Source organism: Profundibacter amoris (assembly GCF_003544895.1).
GTDB classification, from domain to species: domain Bacteria; phylum Pseudomonadota; class Alphaproteobacteria; order Rhodobacterales; family Rhodobacteraceae; genus Profundibacter; species Profundibacter amoris.
Genome location: NZ_CP032125.1, coordinates 207,007 through 223,255, shown reverse-complemented (window position 1 = coordinate 223,255; position 16,249 = coordinate 207,007). Strand labels below are relative to the sequence as shown.

The window sequence follows — 16,249 nt, the reverse complement described above, 5'->3', positions numbered from 1 at the left end:
GATGAAATGCGAAGCATTGTTACTGGCCACGGTCGAAACCAAACAGGAAGAGATCGACTATCTGGCCGAGGCTTTGAGCCATCTGGGTATCACAGCCCGCGTCATTGATATTTCGCTGGGGTCTGGCGGTGCCGTCTGGAGCCCGCGCGAAAAGATCGCCGCGATGGATCATGTGGTGGAACACACCATCCCTTTGCTGCAACAGGCCACTGCCGAAGGTAACGCGGTTGTTGTCGGACTGGGGGGTGGAACCGGCGGCGATATCATCATGCGGGTGATGCACCATTTGCCAATGACCAGCCGCAAGATGCTGATTTCCCCGATGCCGTTCGATCCGCGGGCCGAGGTGGCGGACAGCTCGATCATACTGCTTCCGACGCTGGTCGATATTTGCGGGTTGAACACCATTCTGCGGCAGGTTTTGGACAATGCCGCCGCAATGATTGCCGGCCTGTGCGATACCGAACAGTTGGTGGATGCACGGACATCCTCGATCGCGATCACCGCCCTTAGCACGCTGTCGGGGGCCACCCAATCCATCGCTTGTGGCCTGCGGGCGCAGGGCCATGAAACCACCGTGTTTCATGCCAACGGGTTTGGCGGTGCGGCTTATGCCCGATGCACGGCGGATGGCGGTTTCAAGGCTGTTGTGGATGTCACCACGCACGAGTTGACCCGCATGTTGTTTACCGGCAGTCACACGGCCATGCCCACCAGATTTACCGCCGCCAGCGATATGGGCCTGCCGCAGGTCATCCTGCCTGGCGGGGTCAATTTTCTGGGGTTTGAACGGCTGGAATCCGTGCCACCGCAATATCTGGAACGCCCGCATTACCAGCACTCGCCGCTGTTCACGCATGTGAAACTGACCGCCGATGAAATGGCCCATCTGGCCGTGGTTCTGGCAACCGATCTGAACCATGCCACCGGCAACATCGAACTGATCGTGCCGATGGGCGGCTTTTCCAGCGAAGACGCCCCCGGCGGCGCAATCGAAGACCCCGCCTTGCGGCAAATATTCTGGCAAAAGGTTTCCGAAACCCTGAAACCGCACATCCGCCTGACACAGCTGGACAGCCATATTTCCGATCCCGAAACCGCGCAGGTAGCGATTGACGCCCTGTGTGACATGCTCTGACGAAGGACACATGATGAAACCCGACGTAAACGATATCGAATGCAAAAAAGATGCCCTGATTGCCACCGCCCGCCGCTGTTTCGATGTGGGCATCCAGACCAACGCAGGGGGTAACCTGTCGGTGCGTCTGTCCTCGGCCGATGCGATTATTATCAAACCTTCGGGCGTGGGGTTCGCCGAATGCACCCGCGACAATCTGCAACTGGTGCATCTGGACGGCACGGTCGAGCCATCGGCGTTCAAACCGTCAAAGGATCTGGAATTCCATCTGGACCTTTACCGCATCCGCCCCGACATCAACGCCATCGTGCATTGCCACAGCCCCTGGGCCACCGGATACGCCAGCGCCGGTCTGGAAATCCCGTGCCTGACCGTGCAGACAATGGAGAAAATCGGCCGCCTGCCGCTGATCCCGCTGTCATCGAACGGCGGCCCGCAAACCGCCGCCGACATCAGCCCGTTTTTTCAGGATGTGACCGTGCGCGCCGCCATTCTGGCCAACCACGGCACCATCGGCGTTGGCCCCACCTTGACGGCCGCGCAGTATCTGGCCGAGATCATCGAGGAAACCGCCCATGTCGCCTATGTCCGCGATACCTTGATGGCGGCGCATGGCAAAACCGAAGCAGACCTGCCGAAATACGCAACGCAAAAAGATGCGGCAGCGGATCTGGCGCGGAAATAAATATCACGCTTCAAGCCGCAATCCCGATCTCGAACTGGAATTCATCGCCCAGCCCCGTTATACGGCGCTTATGCAGACGAAGAACCCTCATACCTCCCTGCCGTTCATGAAGATGCACGGACTGGGCAACGACTTTGTGGTCATTGACGCACGGGGGCAGAAGGATTGTGTCACGCCAAAACTGGCGCGGGCTGTGGGGGACCGGCACACAGGGGTCGGGTTTGACCAGTTGGCGGTTATTCTGGATGGCCCTGGGGATGCGCATCTGGTGTTTTACAATTCCGACGGGTCCGAGTCAGCCGCCTGTGGCAACGCGACCCGCTGTATTGCCCGCTATCTGATGAATGAAACCGGCAAAACCGAACTGCACCTGACCACCGCGCGGGGTGATCTGTATGCGGTGGATGCGGGCGACGGCCTGACCTCGGTCAACATGGGGCAACCGCAACTGGACTGGCAGGACATCCCGCTGGCCCGCGAAACCGACACGCTGGAACTGCCGATTGACGGCGCGCCCACCGCCACCGGCATGGGCAACCCGCATTGCACCTTTTTTGTGGACGACGCGATGGCCGTGGACCTGCCCACATTCGGCGCCGCCCATGAACACCACCCGCTGTATCCCCGGCGCACCAATGTGCAGGTGGCCAGCATCATCGGCCCCGACCACATCCGCATGCGGGTGTGGGAGCGCGGCGTGGGGATCACGCTGGCCTCGGGATCGTCCTCTTGCGCCACCGCCGTTGCCGCGGCACGGCGCGGGCTGACGGGGCGCAAGGTGCGGGTTGATCTGGACGGCGGCACCCTGTGGATCGACTGGCGCGAGGATGGCGTCTGGATGACCGGCGCAACCATGCATGTGTTTGACGGCGTGCTAAGCGCCGACTTCCTGAAAGGGCTTTGACATGTCCGCCAAGCCACCCGTATTCGCGACGCTGGGCTGTCGCCTGAATTCCTATGAAACCGAAGCCATGAAGGATCTGGCCGCCCGCGCCGAAGTGGAAAACGCCGTGGTGGTCAACACCTGCGCCGTGACCGGCGAGGCCGTGCGCAAGGCCCGTCAGGAAATCCGCCGACTGCGCCGCGCCCACCCCGATGCAAAGCTGATCGTCACCGGCTGCGCCGCACAAACCGAGCCTGATACCTTTGCCAATATGGCCGAGGTCGATCTGGTCGTCGGCAACACCGAGAAAATGCAACCCGACACATGGGCGGACCTGTCGCCAAATTTCATCGGCGAAACCGAACGCGTGCAGGTCGACGACATCATGTCCGTCACCCAGACCGCCGGCCATCTGATCGACGGGTTCGGCACCCGTTCACGCGCCTATGTGCAGGTGCAGAACGGGTGCGACCACCGCTGCACCTTCTGCATTATCCCCTATGGCCGCGGCAATTCCCGTTCCGTGCCCGCGGGCGTGGTGGTGGAACAGATCAAACGGCTGGTCGATACCGGCTATAACGAGGTGGTGCTGACCGGTGTTGACCTGACCAGCTGGGGCGCCGATCTGCCCGCCACCCCCCGCCTTGGCGATCTGGTGATGCGCATCCTGAAACTGGTGCCGGATCTTTCGCGCCTGCGGATATCCTCGATCGACAGCATCGAGGTGGACGAGGCCCTGCTGGAGGCCATCGCCACCCAGCCCCGCCTGATGCCGCATCTGCATCTGTCGCTTCAGGCAGGCGACAACATGATCCTGAAACGCATGAAACGCCGCCACAACCGCGAAGAGGCAATTGCCTTTACCGAACAGGCGCTGCGCTTGCGCCCCGATATGACCTTCGGCGCCGACATCATCGCGGGCTTTCCGACCGAAACCGATGCAATGTTCGAAAACTCGCTGAAACTGGTCGAGGATTGCCAGCTGACATGGCTGCATGTCTTCCCCTATTCCCCCCGCGCCGGCACCCCCGCCGCCCGCATCCCGCCGGTCAACGGCAACATCATCAAGGCCCGCGCCGCCGCCCTGCGCAAAGCGGGGCAGGCGCAGGTCGCCAAACACCTTGCAGCGCAGATCGGGCAGACCCACAACGTGCTGATGGAAAACCCCCGCATGGGCCGCACCGAACAGTTCGCCGAGGTGATTTTTGACACAGAGCAGCCAGAGGGGCATATTATAAGGGCACTGATCACTGGGCACGAAGGAAATCAGCTGACTGCCCGACCGACCTAGGGGGCCACATGCGCGAGGAAGAAAAGAAGCTCGCCCGCACCGCCAGACGCAACGCCGGAAACGAGGCCACATTGGTCTGGGCGCTATTCGGCAGCTTTTTATCCGTCGCCCTGATCCTGTCTGACCCGATCCTGTTGTTCATCGGTTTTGGCCTGCCAATGTGGATATTCATCAGCTTTGCCTTGTCAGCGCTTGCCGCGCTGGTCTGGTATCTGAATGCGCAAAATGTGATCGAACAGGCGAAAATGGATTATAACGTGATCATGAAAGCGAAAAAGGCCGAGATGAACAAAGAACACCTTGAAACCCTGCGCAAACGCAACGAGTAATCCCCCCATCTTTGTTCCAAGGGCTTCGCCCGTTTTCGCCTGAAACGCTCCCCCAGAGCGTTTCCTATACAGCTCAAACTCCCCGCCGGAGGCCTGAAATCTCTTTGACCACCCCCATCCTCTATTCCTTTCGCCGCTGCCCCTATGCCATGCGCGCCCGCCTTGCGCTGGCCAGTGCAGGCATCCCATGCGAATTGCGTGAAATCCTGCTGCGGGACAAAGCGCCGGAGCTGCTGCAATCCTCGCCCAAAGGCACCGTTCCTGTGCTTGTTACGGATACCGAAGTGATCGACGAAAGCCTCGACATCATGCTCTGTGCGCTGGGGCGCAATGATCCCGAGGGCTGGCTGGACATGCCCGATACGGGCCTTGAACTGATCGCTCGTTCGGATAGCGAATTCAAACCAAACCTCGACGCCTATAAATACAAGGACGACACGGCCGCCCGCACCCGTGCCGCCACCTTCCTGCATGAACTGGACGCCCGACTGTCCCCCAACCTGTTCGGCGCCAGACCCAAGTTGGCGGATATGGCCATCCTGACCTTCGTGCGCCAATTCGCCTTTGTCGATAAACCGTGGTTCGATGCGCAGGACTGGCCCAACCTGTCAAACTGGCTGCAAGATTTCATCACCTCGTCCCGTTTTGCCACCATCATGCAGAAATACCCGAAATGGCAGGCCGGCGATTCCCCTACCTTGTTTCCAGGCGGTAACATTCATTAAACCGAATATATTTTCTCTGGCTTTTCCCGCCAAACAGGCGTAAAGCGCGACTCTAACCCCCTCGGACGATCAATATGCAAATCTATCTTCCCATAGCCGAAGTATCGGTGAGCCTTTACCTGTTGCTGGGTCTTGGTGGCATGGTCGGCATCCTGTCGGGCATGTTCGGCGTTGGCGGCGGGTTTATTCTGACGCCTTTCCTGTTCTTCATCGGTATCCCGCCCGCCGTGGCCGTGGCTACCGGCGCAAACCAGATCGTTGCATCAAGCCTGTCCGGTGTGCTGGCCCATTTCAAACGCAAAACGGTTGATCTGAAAATGGGGCTGATCCTGCTGGCCGGCGGCCTTGTCGGGGCCACGCTGGGGGTGCAGGTGTTCACATGGCTGAAAAGCCTCGGTCAGGTCGAACTGATGGTGAACCTTTGCTATGTGCTGTTTCTGGGGCTGATCGGTGGTCTGATGCTGGTCGAAAGCCTGAACGCCATGCGCCGCGCCAAAAGCGACAAACCCCGCAAATTAAAGCGCCGCCATTCGCGCCTGCAAGAACTGCCCTTCAAAACCCGTTTTCGCACCTCGCGCCTGTATATCAGCGTCATCCCCCCTATCGCCACCGGCCTGATCGTCGGGGTGCTATCGGCCATCATGGGCGTTGGCGGCGGGTTCATCATGGTGCCTGCGATGATCTATATTCTGGGAATGCCCACCAAGGTGGTGGTCGGAACCTCGCTGTTCCAGATCATCTTTGTCGCCGCCTTTGCCACCATGATGCACGCGATTGAAAGCCAGACAGTGGATGTGGTGCTGGCGGTTAGCCTGCTGATCAGCGGCGTGATCGGCGCGCAGATCGGCACCAAGCTGGGCCTGAAAATGAAGGCCGAACAATTGCGCATCCTGCTGGCGCTGATGGTGCTGGCAATCTGCATCAAAATCGCGCTGGGCCTGATCCTGATGCCGTCGGAACTGTATAGCGTGGTTTGAGGCTTGCCTTTCCCCGCTGCTTGCCCCCATCCTGACGGGCAAGCAGCAAGGACACCCACATGCACCCCAACCCCGCCTTTTGCAAAACGCCCGCGCAAACCAACCTCGATTTTGCCCGTGAACGCGGCTTTGGCATCCTCTCAATCAACGGCGATCCCGCCCCGCTGATCGCCCATATCCCCTTTGCCCTGTCTGATGATGGCAAAACCGCCGACCTGCACCTTGTGCGCTCCAACCCGATTGCGCACGCCTGCACCGGCACGATGAACGCCGTGATCGCTGTTTCCGGCCCCGACAGCTATATCTCGCCCGACTGGTATGGTGCGGATGATCTGGTGCCCACATGGAACTATACCGCCATCCACCTGCGCGGCACCCTGACCCGACTGCTGCCGGAAGACCTGCGCGCCAGCCTTGATACCCTCGCCGCCCAGTTCGAAAACCGCCTGTTGCCCAAACCCCCGTGGAGCAACGCCAAAATGCCACCCGAGGCGCTGGCCAAAATGATGCGCATGATCACCCCGTTCCGTTTCGATATCGAAACTGTGGACGGCACATGGAAACTGGGCCAGAACAAACCGGAATCCGCCCGCCTGTCTGCTGCACAAAACGTTCAGGCCTACGGCATCGGTTCCGAAACGGCCCTGCTGGCCGCCCTGATGATGGCCCCTGACACCGAATAACCCGTTCTGGCCCGAAAAATTGGACAAAATCCCCGCAAATACCTACATATAAGGCAGATGCACTGTCAGGGAGGACATGAAATGCCCCTACCGCTTGCCCCTATCGCCGGTATTGCGCTGCGCTATGGCACCGTCGCACTGGCCACTTACGCCATGACCCGCAAGGTTGCCATCGGTCGCCGTGACCAGCGGGCCGAGGACGCGCTGGATGATCTGGACGAAGGCCTGTCTGTGCGCCGCGAACCCGGCCAGACCAACGCAGGCGCCAAATTCCACCGCACAATCCGGCTGGGCGAAAACGGCCCCGGCGTGGAGATCGACATTTCGGCGCTTGGGCGCTTTTCAATCAGGAAACTCTGAAAACATGCAACTATATTATGCTTCCGCCTCGCCTTTTGCCCGCAAGGTTATGGTCACCCTGCATGAAACCGGCCAACTGGATGACGTGGAACTGCTGACCGCCACCGGCACCCCGCTGGATGCAACCGACATGCCCACCGCCCATAACCCGCTGGGCAAACTGCCAGCCCTGACCCGCCCCGACGGTCCCGCGATTTACGACAGCCGCGTGATCTGCCGCTATCTGGATGCCCGCGCGGATTCGGGGCTGTATCCGGACCGCACCCTTTGGGAGACACTGACGCTCGAAGCCACTGCCGACGGGATCATGGATGCCGCCGTGCTGATGGTTTACGAGGGGCGCTGCCGCCCCGAAAACCTGCAATCTGCCGACTGGGTAAACGGGCAATGGGATAAAATCAGCCGCGCGCTGGACGCAATTACCACCCGCTGGATGAGCCACCTTGCCGGCCCGTTGGATATGAGCCATATCGCGATTGGCAGCGCGCTGGGTTATCTGGATTTTCGCCATGACGATCGCAACTGGCGTAAAGGGCGCGACGCGCTGGACGACTGGTTCGCATCCTTTGCCGAACGGCCCGCAATGAAGGCCACCCGCCCGGTTGCGGTCTAATTGTTGCAGCGGCGCAATTTCACAGGAAAAATTACCGAATTAACTGCGCTTAAATGTCCTCTTTGCATTGTAATGCTGGACGCGCCCTGATTCCAGAGCTAAACACCGCGCCAAGGAGCGCTGTTAACAGCCGCGGCCGAACCTATGGGCGTGGCTTAAATGCAGATAAATATGCAGAGAGAGGAGGGATTCCAGTGTCCCACACAGATGATCACTCAGGCAGCCGCAGGGATTTCCTGTATTACGCTACCGCAGGTACCGGCATTGTTGCCACCGGTGCAGCCGTATGGCCGCTTGTAAACCAGATGAACGCCAGCGCGGATGTCCGTGCGCTGTCATCTATCCTTGTTGACGTTTCGGACCTAGAAGTTGGCACACAGTTGACCGTGAAATGGCGCGGCAAGCCCGTGTTCATTCGCCGCCGCGATGAAACCGACATTAAACTGGCCCGCGAAACTCCTCTGGAAGATTTGGTCGATACCGAAAGCCGCAACAAGAACAAACCCGACACCGATGCGTCTGACCAAAACCGCACGCTGGACGAAAACGGCGAATGGCTGGTGATGATTGGCGTTTGTACACACCTTGGCTGTGTGCCTCTGGGTGGTGCATCCGGTGATTTTGGTGGTTGGTTCTGCCCTTGTCACGGGTCGCACTACGACAGTGCCGGCCGTATCCGCAAAGGTCCTGCGCCACGGAACCTCGATGTTCCGGTTTCGGCGTGGTTCGACGACACAACAATCAAGCTCGGTTAAAGGGAGTTAGTAATGTCCGGTATTCCTCACGATCATTACGAGCCCAAGACGGGCTTTGAGAAATGGCTGCACAGCCGCCTGCCCATTGTCGGGCTGGTTTACGACACAATCATGATCCCCACCCCCAAAAACCTGAACTGGATGTGGATCTGGGGCATCGTGCTGGCCTTCTGTCTGGTGCTGCAAATCGTCACCGGTATCGTTTTGGCGATGCACTATACACCGCATGTCGATCTGGCGTTTGCCTCGGTTGAACATATCATGCGCGATGTGAACGGTGGCTATATGCTGCGCTATCTGCACGCAAACGGCGCATCCCTGTTCTTTATCGCCGTTTATATCCACATCTTCCGTGGTCTTTACTACGGGTCTTACAAGGCCCCGCGCGAAGTGACATGGATCATCGGTATGCTGATCTATCTGGCGATGATGGCGACCGCGTTCATGGGCTACGTTCTGCCCTGGGGGCAAATGTCCTTCTGGGGTGCGACCGTGATCACCGGCCTGTTTGGCGCGATCCCGTTCATCGGCGAAAGCATCCAGGCATGGCTGCTGGGTGGACCTGCCGTGGATAACGCCACGCTGAACCGCTTTTTCTCGCTGCATTACCTGCTGCCTTTCGTGCTGGCTGCACTTGTCGCCATTCACATCTGGGCATTCCACACCACAGGGAACGGCAACCCGACTGGCGTAGAAGTGCGCCGCGGGTCAAAAGAAGAAGCCGAAAAAGACACGCTTCCTTTCTGGCCCTATTTCGTGATCAAGGATTTGTTCGCACTAGCCATCGTGCTGCTGATCTTCTTTGCCATTGTCGGTTTCATGCCCAACTATCTGGGCGAGCCCGATAACTACATCGAGGCTAATCCGCTATCGACACCGGCGCACATTGTGCCTGAATGGTACTTCTTGCCCTTCTACGCCATCCTGCGCGCCTTTACGGCTGACGTCTGGGTTGTGCAACTGGTGAACTGGGCTTCCTTCGGTATCATCGACGCCAAATTCTTTGGTGTGATTGCGATGTTCGGGGCGATTGCGGTTTTGTTCCTGGTGCCTTGGCTGGATACATCCTCAATGCGCTCGGGCCGGTTCCGCCCTATGTTCAAGTGGTGGTATTTGGTACTGGTTATCGACTTCCTTGTGCTGATGTGGGTGGGTTCGCGCCCGACCGAGGGGATTTACCCGACCATCGCACTTATCGCTTCGGCCTATTGGTTCGGCTACTTCCTGATCATCCTGCCACTGCTTGGCGTGATCGAGAAACCAACCACACCACCGGCCACGATCGAAGAAGATTTCAATGCCCATTACGGCAACCATTAAGAAAGGAAACGGGACAATGTTTATGAAACTTGCGATCACCGCAGTCACCGCCCTGACCCTTTCGGTTGGGGGTGTTGCGGCCAGTGAAAAGATCCATACCGAAAGCGTCGACTTTTCATTCGAGGGGCCATTCGGGACCTATGACCAGAACCAGCTGCAACGCGGCCTTCAGGTCTACACCGAGGTTTGCTCGGCTTGTCACGGTTTGAAGTTCGTGCCCATTCGCACCCTTGGTGACGATGGTGGCCCGTCTTTGCCTGCTGATCAGGTTCGCGCCTATGCCAAACAGTTCGATATCTATGACCCCGAAAAGGACGAGGACGTTCCGCGCAAGCCGACCGACCACTTCCCGACTTCGGCTGATCCGAACGCACCTGACCTGTCGCTGATGGCCAAGGCCCGCAAAGGCTATGAAGGCCCTTACGGCACCGGCATGAACCAGCTGTTCCGCGGCATCGGGGGACCCGAGCATATCGTGTCCATCCTGAACGGTTACACCGGCGAGGAAAAGGAAGAGGCTGGCACGACCTACTACGAAAACCACGCCTTCCCGGGCGGCTGGATTTCCATGCCTCCGCCCCTGTTTGGCGAGGATGTCGAATTTGCCGATGGTTCCAGCAACGAGCTGGAAAAAGAAGCGATCGACGTTGCTGCTTTCCTGATGTGGACAGCCGAACCCAAAATGATGGATCGCAAAAAGTCCGGCTTCATCGCGGTAATCCTGCTGACCATGCTGTCGGTTCTGCTTTATGCAACCAACAAGCGTCTATGGGCACCGGTCAAACAGCGCGCCAAGGATGAAACATCCGGCGAAAGCTGATTTTCAAAACGACAAGAAAAAGAAACCCCGCCCTGATCCGGCGGGGTTTTTTATTTGCCCAGATAGGTCTGTAGCGCCTCGGGCGGATTTGCGAAAATTCCGGCTGTATCAACCGGCGCCTGCGCCTCGCCATCTGCCACCAGAACCGTCCGCTGTGCAATCCGTTTCGCATCCTCGGGGTCATGGCTGACCATCATCAAAGTGGCCCCCGTTTCCCCCATCAGATCCCGCACCAGGTCCAGCATTTCCACCTTCAGCGCCGGTCCCAACGCGGCAAAGGGTTCGTCCAGCAACACCAGCGGATTGCCCCGCAACAGCATCCGTGCCAGCGCCACGCGGCTTGCCTGCCCGCCCGACAGTGCCGCCGGTTTGCGCCTGCCGTATCCGGCCAGCCCGACGCGCTCCAGCGCGGCCTCGACTTGCGCCATCTGCTGCCCCGACAGGCGCAGATCCGGCCGCAATCCCAGCCCCACATTCTGCGCCACCGTCATATGGGGAAACAGGTTGTTATCCTGAAACAGAATACTGACAGGCCGCTTGCCGGGCGCGGTTCCGGCCAAATCGCGACCATCCCACAACACCCGCCCCGATGTCGGCTCCAAAAAACCCGCAACCACATTCAGCAGGGTTGATTTACCCCCGCCCGAGGGACCTATCACCGCCAGCATCTCGCCATCCTGCACCGTGAAATCCGCGTGCAGGCTGAATCCGTCCTGCGTATAGTGCATATCCTCAAACGTCAGCATCCGCGCGTCCTCCGCGATCAAAAACCCAGAATAACAGCAGCGACATGCCCAGCAACAACACCGCCGCCCCTGCCGCCTGATCCATCCGGTAAGCGGCCATCAGGCGATACATCTGCAACGGCAATGTCGCGCCGTTCGGGTCGGAAAACAAGGCAATCACCCCCAGATCCCCCATCGACAACGCCGCCGCCAACCCTGCTGAAAACCCCAGCGGGCGGCGCAGGCGTGGCCACATCACCAGCCGCATCCGCACCCAGCCGGTCATCGCCAGACTATCGGCCAACCGCCCGTAAGTGCCCTCGACATCGCGCACCGCCGGCACAAGGGTGCGCAGGGCAAAGGGCAGGCTCATCACCGCGTTGACAAGGGCGGTGACGGGCAGCGCCAGCGCCACCGGATCGGTCAGCGGAAACAGCACGATGAACAGCCCCGCGCCGATCACCAAAGGCGACGCAGCCAGCGTGATATAGCCTATGCTTTCCACCAGCAACGCGCCACGGCGCAACCGCACCACCAGCAGCGCCAGCAACAACGCCAGCCCCGTGCTGATCACCATCGACACCATCGCCACTGCCAGCGACCGCCCCGCCGCCTGATAGACGCTTGTGGGCAGGGAAAACACATAGGGCAACCCGTCCATCAGGATCATCCCCAGCGGCACAATCAGGAACAGAGCGACCGCCCCCAGCAACAGCGCATCCCGCCAACCCGCCGAAACATCCCAGCGCTCGACCGTCCGGTCCAGCCCCCCGCCCATCGTTGACGGCACCGAGACCCGCAACATCACCCCGGCGGCAATGGCCCCCAAGGTGAATTGCAACCCCGCCAGCAGCGCCGCGCGGCCAAGATCGAAATCGAACCGGAACGCCTGATAGATCGCCAGCTCCACCGTGGTGGCCTTCGGCCCGCCGCCCAGCGCCAGAACCACGGCAAAGCTGGTCATGCAGATCAGGAATATCACCATGAACGCGCCCGGCAGGGTGCTGCGCAACATCGGATATTCCAGCACCCGCGCCACATCGCGCGACCCGAACCCCAATGATGCCGCCAGCCGGAACCGTTCCGCCGGTATCGCCAGCCAGCCTTGCAGAATTAGGCGTGTTGCCAGCGGCAGATTGAAAAACACATGCGCCAACACCACCCCGTGCAAACCATAGATATGCACCGGCGGCAGGCCGATCCAGCCCAACATTGTGCTGAGGATACCGCTGCGCCCGAACACTGCCAGCAGGCCCAGAACGGCGACGATCACCGGCAGGATGAACGGCGCGCCCAGCAGGGTGATCAGCAAACCCCGCCCGACAAACCGCCGCCGCGCCAGGGCGCGGGCTACCGGCACGGCCAACCCCACGCTGATGCCCGCCGAGATCGCGGCTTGCAGCAGGGTGAACCGCACCGCTGCCCAATCCGCCGCGCCCAATGCCGCAGGCGTCTCGGCCCGCCACAACAGGGCCGCAAGCGGCACGATGATCAGGGCCAGCAAGAGCAGAACAGCCCCGAAACCGGCCCGGATCAAAGGGGTTATTTTGAAAGCGCGGTCAGCCATTCAGCCAGCGCCGCATCGCGCAACGCATCCGCCTGACCGGCCGGAACCAACAGCGATTTGGCCGGTGTGATCAGGGTTTCAAAACCGTCCGGCAAACCATCTGCCGGCGTGATGGCCGGATACATCCAGTTGGTCGTCGGGATAATCGACTGGAACCCGTCCGACACCATGAATTGCAGGAATTTGTCTGCCAGTTCCGGCTGACCGGTTCCGGCCAGTTTTGCGGCAACCTCGATCTGCATGTAATGGCCCTCGGCAAAGGGGGCGGCTGCCTTGGTGTCGTCCTGTTCGGCAATCAGGTGGTAGGCCGGCGAGGTGGTATAGGACAGCACCATATCGGCCTCGCCCTCAAGGAACATGCCGTAGGCTTCGGACCAGCCCTTGGTGACGGTGACGATGTTGTCCGACAGATCTTCCCAGATCATCGGTGCCTCGTCTCCGTAGGCGTCTTTCACCCACAGCAACAGCCCCAGACCGGGGGTCGAGGACCGCGGGTCCTGAATGACGATCTTCAGGTCCGATGCCGCCAGCGCTTTGAAACCTTTGGGCGGGGTGGCCAGTTTGGTTTTGTCATAGACAAAGGCGAAATAGCCCCAGTCATAGGGCACGAATGTTGTGTCCTCCCATGCCACGGGCAGATCGTAATTCGCACGGATGCCGGATGGGGCAAACAGGCCGGTTTCAGCCGCCGTTGCTGTCAGGTTGGTATCCAGCCCCAGCACCACATCGGCCTTGGTGCGCGCGCCTTCCAGCCGGATGCGGGCCAACAAAGCCGCTCCGTCACCCGCGCCGACGAATTGCAGATCACAGCCGCAGGTCGCCTCGAACGCCTTTTCCACAGCCGGGCCGGGGCCCCAGTCGGATACGAAACTGTCGTAGGTATATACTGTCAAAACAGGGGTTTCTGCGGTGGCCACGCTGGCGAGCACGCAAAATCCCGCAGCAAATATGGATGTCTTCATCTTTCATTCTCCATCTATGCAGGCGGGCGGGGCAAAGGTGGAGAATTCCAAAACCTTCCCTCCGCCGGTCCTAACCGGTTCAGGTTCAACGGGTCCGCGAATTCGCGTCTCAGCCAGTAAAGGCTCCCCGAGGTAATCCCACATCTATGCCCCGTTTTCCCCGCTGGCAAGGCAAAATCCCTTGAGGCAGCGCCATGCGGGCGTTACACGCATAAGAACAAAAGGAGCATCATTGATGAGCATCAACACTTTCGGCCATCTGTTTCGCGTCACCACATGGGGCGAAAGCCACGGTCCCGCGCTGGGGGCGACGGTGGACGGCTGCCCGCCGAATGTGCCGGTGACCGAGGCGATGTTGCAGCACTGGATGGATATGCGCAAACCGGGGCAGAACAAATATACCACCCAGCGGCGCGAGCCGGATCAGGTGCGGATCCTGTCGGGGGTTTTCGAGGGGAAAACCACCGGCACACCGGTGCAGTTGATGATCGAAAACACCGATCAGCGCTCGAAGGATTACGGCGAGATTGCCGAAAAATTCCGCCCCGGTCATGCCGATATTACCTATTGGCAGAAATACGGCATCCGCGACTATCGCGGCGGCGGGCGGTCCTCGGCGCGGGAAACGGCGGCGCGGGTGGCGGCGGGCGGGTTGGCGCGGGCGGCACTGGCGGTTTTGGCACCAAACGTACAAATCACCGGCTATATGGTACAAATGGGACCATTGGCAATTGACCGGTCGCGGTTTGATCTGGACGAGATTTCACGCAACCCCTTCTGGGTGCCGGATGCGGATGCCGCCGAGGAATGGGCCGCCTATCTGGACGGCTTGCGCAAATCCGGCAGTTCGGTCGGTGCAGTGGTCGAGGTGGTCGCCCGTGGCCTGCCCGCCGGTCTGGGCGCGCCGGTTTATGGCAAGCTGGACACCGATCTGGCCGCCGCGATGATGTCGATCAATGCCGTCAAGGGTGTCGAGATCGGCGAAGGCATGGGGGCCGCCGTTCTGACCGGCGAGGAAAACGCAGACGAGATCACCATAGGGCCGGACGGGCCGGTTTTCAGCTCCAACCACGCGGGCGGCATTCTGGGGGGTATCTCCACCGGGCAGGACGTGGTGGTGCGCTTTGCGGTGAAACCCACGTCGTCCATCCTGACCCCGCGCAAGACCATCACCAAATCCGGCAAGGATACCGAGATCATCACCAAAGGCCGCCACGATCCCTGCGTCGGCATCCGCGCCGTGCCGGTGGGCGAGGCGATGATGGCCTGTGTGCTGCTGGACCATCTGTTACTGCACCGCGGTCAGGTGGGTGATGGCGGTGGGCAGATTGGCTGACTCTGGGTCAGGTTTTACCTACCTGTTCCGGTTTTCCATATCTGCTAGGCCTTTACCTGAAAGTTTATTTTCAGGAGTTTTATTATGGCCGATTTTTCTTTTGGTGTATCCATGCGTCTGATGCGCAAAACCGCACCGTTTATTTTATTCCGTATGGCGGTCTATTTCGGCATAGCCGCCGCCTATGTAATTGTTACCGGCACAGGTGCCGGCATTGGCTGGGGCGTTGGCGCGATGGGGGATGCGGATTTTCGGGCCTCGGCCACCCTGTGGGGCGGCGGGCTGGGCTTTGCCCTGACGGCCGGTGTGATCTATTTCCTGCGCGAATATATCCTGTATATGGTCAAGGCCGGTCATATCGCGGTGATGGTGGAACTGCTGGAAGGGCGCGAATTGCCCGATGGCAAAGGGCAGATCGCCTATGCGCAGGCGATGGTCAAGGAGCGGTTCGGCCAATCCTCGATCCTGTTTGCGGTCGATCAACTGGTCAAAGGCGTGCTGCGGGCGATTACCGGATTGATACAAGGCATCGCATCATTCCTGCCGATTCCGGTGCTGGACAATATCATGGGTGTGGTGCGGGCGTTCCTGCGGGTTGCCGTGGGGCTGATTGACGAGGTGATCCTTGCACAGATTTTCCGCACCCGTTCGGAAAACCCCTGGGAAACGGCGCGGGATGCGGTGGTTCTATACGGGCAGAACGCCAAACCGATGCTGGTCAATGCCGCGTGGATCACGGTCATTTCCTATGCGCTGGCCTTTGTGGTGTTCCTGCTGATGCTGGCCCCTGCCGGTGCCATTGTTTACCTGATGCCCAGTGCGGTTTCGGCGGGTGGGTTTGTCTTTGCCATTCTGTTTGCCTGGGCGGCCAAGGTGGCATTGATCGAACCCTTTGCCATTGCCTGTCTGTTGCAGGCGTACTTCAAGGTGACCGAGGGGCAGGAACCCAAGCCTGAATGGACTGCGAAACTGGATGGGGCCTCGGCCAAATTCGGGAAGCTGGCGGAAAAGGCGGCGGGTTGGGTCGGGGGGAAGAAAACACCTGAACCGGTTACGGCAGCGACCACATCCTGAGCCTAA

At 59.9% G+C, this 16,249-nt stretch carries 18 protein-coding genes and 1 riboswitch; of the genes, 15 read left to right on the top strand and 3 right to left on the bottom strand.

The window, feature by feature from the left end:
- The first annotated feature begins 1 nt into the window (after position 1).
- From BAR1_RS01105 to BAR1_RS01045, 13 genes are all read left to right on the top strand, one after another.
- The gene (locus tag BAR1_RS01105) at positions 2-1,138 is read left to right on the top strand and encodes a Tm-1-like ATP-binding domain-containing protein (RefSeq protein WP_118941315.1); all 1,137 of its coding nucleotides are present in this window, start codon (positions 2-4) and stop codon (positions 1,136-1,138) included.
- Positions 1,139-1,148: 10 nt separating this feature from the next.
- The gene (locus tag BAR1_RS01100) at positions 1,149-1,823 is read left to right on the top strand and encodes a class II aldolase/adducin family protein (RefSeq protein WP_228408649.1); all 675 of its coding nucleotides are present in this window, start codon (positions 1,149-1,151) and stop codon (positions 1,821-1,823) included.
- A gap of 70 nt (positions 1,824-1,893) precedes the next feature.
- Entirely contained in the window at positions 1,894-2,727 is an 834-nt protein-coding gene (gene dapF / locus BAR1_RS01095) for a diaminopimelate epimerase (protein ID WP_118944292.1), read from the top strand.
- A 1-nt stretch (position 2,728) separates the two neighbouring features.
- Entirely contained in the window at positions 2,729-3,997 is a 1,269-nt protein-coding gene (mtaB, locus tag BAR1_RS01090) for a tRNA (N(6)-L-threonylcarbamoyladenosine(37)-C(2))-methylthiotransferase MtaB (protein ID WP_118941313.1), read from the top strand.
- A gap of 8 nt (positions 3,998-4,005) precedes the next feature.
- Complete coding sequence (locus BAR1_RS01085) at positions 4,006-4,326, top strand: hypothetical protein (RefSeq protein WP_118941312.1); 321 nt, start codon at positions 4,006-4,008, stop codon at positions 4,324-4,326.
- A 104-nt stretch (positions 4,327-4,430) separates the two neighbouring features.
- Complete coding sequence (locus BAR1_RS01080; RefSeq protein ID WP_228408647.1) at positions 4,431-5,051, top strand: glutathione S-transferase; 621 nt, start codon at positions 4,431-4,433, stop codon at positions 5,049-5,051.
- Positions 5,052-5,125: 74 nt separating this feature from the next.
- Complete coding sequence (locus BAR1_RS01075) at positions 5,126-6,028, top strand: sulfite exporter TauE/SafE family protein (protein WP_118941311.1); 903 nt, start codon at positions 5,126-5,128, stop codon at positions 6,026-6,028.
- 59 nt (positions 6,029-6,087) lie between these two features.
- Entirely contained in the window at positions 6,088-6,711 is a 624-nt protein-coding gene (locus BAR1_RS01070; protein WP_118941310.1) for an FMN-binding negative transcriptional regulator, read from the top strand.
- Positions 6,712-6,792: 81 nt separating this feature from the next.
- Positions 6,793-7,071: a hypothetical protein gene (locus tag BAR1_RS01065; protein WP_118941309.1), complete on the top strand. Its 279-nt coding sequence runs from the start codon at positions 6,793-6,795 to the stop codon at positions 7,069-7,071.
- Between the two features lie 4 nt (positions 7,072-7,075).
- The gene (locus tag BAR1_RS01060; protein ID WP_118941308.1) at positions 7,076-7,684 is read left to right on the top strand and encodes a glutathione S-transferase; all 609 of its coding nucleotides are present in this window, start codon (positions 7,076-7,078) and stop codon (positions 7,682-7,684) included.
- 194 nt (positions 7,685-7,878) lie between these two features.
- Complete coding sequence (gene petA, locus BAR1_RS01055) at positions 7,879-8,439, top strand: ubiquinol-cytochrome c reductase iron-sulfur subunit (RefSeq protein WP_118941307.1); 561 nt, start codon at positions 7,879-7,881, stop codon at positions 8,437-8,439.
- Positions 8,440-8,451: 12 nt separating this feature from the next.
- A complete protein-coding gene (gene petB / locus BAR1_RS01050; protein ID WP_118941306.1) occupies positions 8,452-9,759 on the top strand; it encodes a cytochrome b in 1,308 nt (435 codons plus the stop codon).
- A 16-nt stretch (positions 9,760-9,775) separates the two neighbouring features.
- Positions 9,776-10,579 carry a cytochrome c1 gene (locus tag BAR1_RS01045; protein WP_118941305.1) on the top strand — a complete coding sequence of 268 codons (804 nt, stop codon included), beginning with the start codon at positions 9,776-9,778 and terminating at the stop codon, positions 10,577-10,579.
- A 50-nt stretch (positions 10,580-10,629) separates the two neighbouring features.
- On the opposite strand, the gene thiQ is transcribed toward BAR1_RS01045, so the two are convergent.
- Genes thiQ through thiB form a run of 3 tightly spaced genes read right to left on the bottom strand, consistent with a single transcriptional unit; the run spans position 10,630 to position 13,833 of the window.
- Positions 10,630-11,325 carry a thiamine ABC transporter ATP-binding protein gene (gene thiQ, locus BAR1_RS01040; RefSeq protein ID WP_118941304.1) on the bottom strand — a complete coding sequence of 232 codons (696 nt, stop codon included), beginning with the start codon at positions 11,323-11,325 and terminating at the stop codon, positions 10,630-10,632.
- The gene (locus tag BAR1_RS01035; RefSeq protein WP_118941303.1) at positions 11,312-12,871 is read right to left on the bottom strand and encodes a thiamine/thiamine pyrophosphate ABC transporter permease ThiP; all 1,560 of its coding nucleotides are present in this window, start codon (positions 12,869-12,871) and stop codon (positions 11,312-11,314) included. The genes thiQ and BAR1_RS01035 overlap by 14 nt, the downstream gene beginning before the upstream one ends.
- On the bottom strand, positions 12,847-13,833 hold the full coding sequence (gene thiB / locus BAR1_RS01030; protein ID WP_118941302.1) for a thiamine ABC transporter substrate binding subunit: 987 nt from the start codon (positions 13,831-13,833) through the stop codon (positions 12,847-12,849). The genes BAR1_RS01035 and thiB overlap by 25 nt, the downstream gene beginning before the upstream one ends.
- A gap of 39 nt (positions 13,834-13,872) precedes the next feature.
- Positions 13,873-13,973: riboswitch (TPP riboswitch) on the bottom strand.
- 95 nt (positions 13,974-14,068) lie between these two features.
- Between thiB and aroC the strand changes: the two genes are divergently transcribed.
- Both aroC and BAR1_RS01020 read left to right on the top strand, forming a co-directional pair.
- Entirely contained in the window at positions 14,069-15,169 is a 1,101-nt protein-coding gene (gene aroC, locus BAR1_RS01025) for a chorismate synthase (RefSeq protein WP_118941301.1), read from the top strand.
- Positions 15,170-15,253: 84 nt separating this feature from the next.
- On the top strand, positions 15,254-16,243 hold the full coding sequence (locus BAR1_RS01020) for a hypothetical protein (RefSeq protein WP_118941300.1): 990 nt from the start codon (positions 15,254-15,256) through the stop codon (positions 16,241-16,243).
- Positions 16,244-16,249: the final 6 nt, after the last annotated feature.

What these genes read in the sequence shown, in the direction of transcription:
- thiQ (WP_118941304.1), bottom strand. Translation starts at nt 11,325, where the DNA reads ATGCTGACGTTTGAGGATATGCACTATACGCAGGACGGATTCAGCCTG.
- BAR1_RS01065 (WP_118941309.1), top strand. Translation starts at nt 6,793, where the DNA reads ATGCCCCTACCGCTTGCCCCTATCGCCGGTATTGCGCTGCGCTATGGC.
- dapF (WP_118944292.1), top strand. Translation starts at nt 1,894, where the DNA reads ATGCAGACGAAGAACCCTCATACCTCCCTGCCGTTCATGAAGATGCAC.
- BAR1_RS01075 (WP_118941311.1), top strand. Translation starts at nt 5,126, where the DNA reads ATGCAAATCTATCTTCCCATAGCCGAAGTATCGGTGAGCCTTTACCTG.
- BAR1_RS01100 (WP_228408649.1), top strand. Translation starts at nt 1,149, where the DNA reads ATGATGAAACCCGACGTAAACGATATCGAATGCAAAAAAGATGCCCTG.
- mtaB (WP_118941313.1), top strand. Translation starts at nt 2,729, where the DNA reads ATGTCCGCCAAGCCACCCGTATTCGCGACGCTGGGCTGTCGCCTGAAT.
- BAR1_RS01085 (WP_118941312.1), top strand. Translation starts at nt 4,006, where the DNA reads ATGCGCGAGGAAGAAAAGAAGCTCGCCCGCACCGCCAGACGCAACGCC.
- BAR1_RS01020 (WP_118941300.1), top strand. Translation starts at nt 15,254, where the DNA reads ATGGCCGATTTTTCTTTTGGTGTATCCATGCGTCTGATGCGCAAAACC.
- BAR1_RS01035 (WP_118941303.1), bottom strand. Translation starts at nt 12,871, where the DNA reads ATGGCTGACCGCGCTTTCAAAATAACCCCTTTGATCCGGGCCGGTTTC.
- BAR1_RS01060 (WP_118941308.1), top strand. Translation starts at nt 7,076, where the DNA reads ATGCAACTATATTATGCTTCCGCCTCGCCTTTTGCCCGCAAGGTTATG.
- petB (WP_118941306.1), top strand. Translation starts at nt 8,452, where the DNA reads ATGTCCGGTATTCCTCACGATCATTACGAGCCCAAGACGGGCTTTGAG.
- BAR1_RS01105 (WP_118941315.1), top strand. Translation starts at nt 2, where the DNA reads ATGAAATGCGAAGCATTGTTACTGGCCACGGTCGAAACCAAACAGGAA.
- BAR1_RS01045 (WP_118941305.1), top strand. Translation starts at nt 9,776, where the DNA reads ATGTTTATGAAACTTGCGATCACCGCAGTCACCGCCCTGACCCTTTCG.
- thiB (WP_118941302.1), bottom strand. Translation starts at nt 13,833, where the DNA reads ATGAAGACATCCATATTTGCTGCGGGATTTTGCGTGCTCGCCAGCGTG.
- aroC (WP_118941301.1), top strand. Translation starts at nt 14,069, where the DNA reads ATGAGCATCAACACTTTCGGCCATCTGTTTCGCGTCACCACATGGGGC.
- BAR1_RS01070 (WP_118941310.1), top strand. Translation starts at nt 6,088, where the DNA reads ATGCACCCCAACCCCGCCTTTTGCAAAACGCCCGCGCAAACCAACCTC.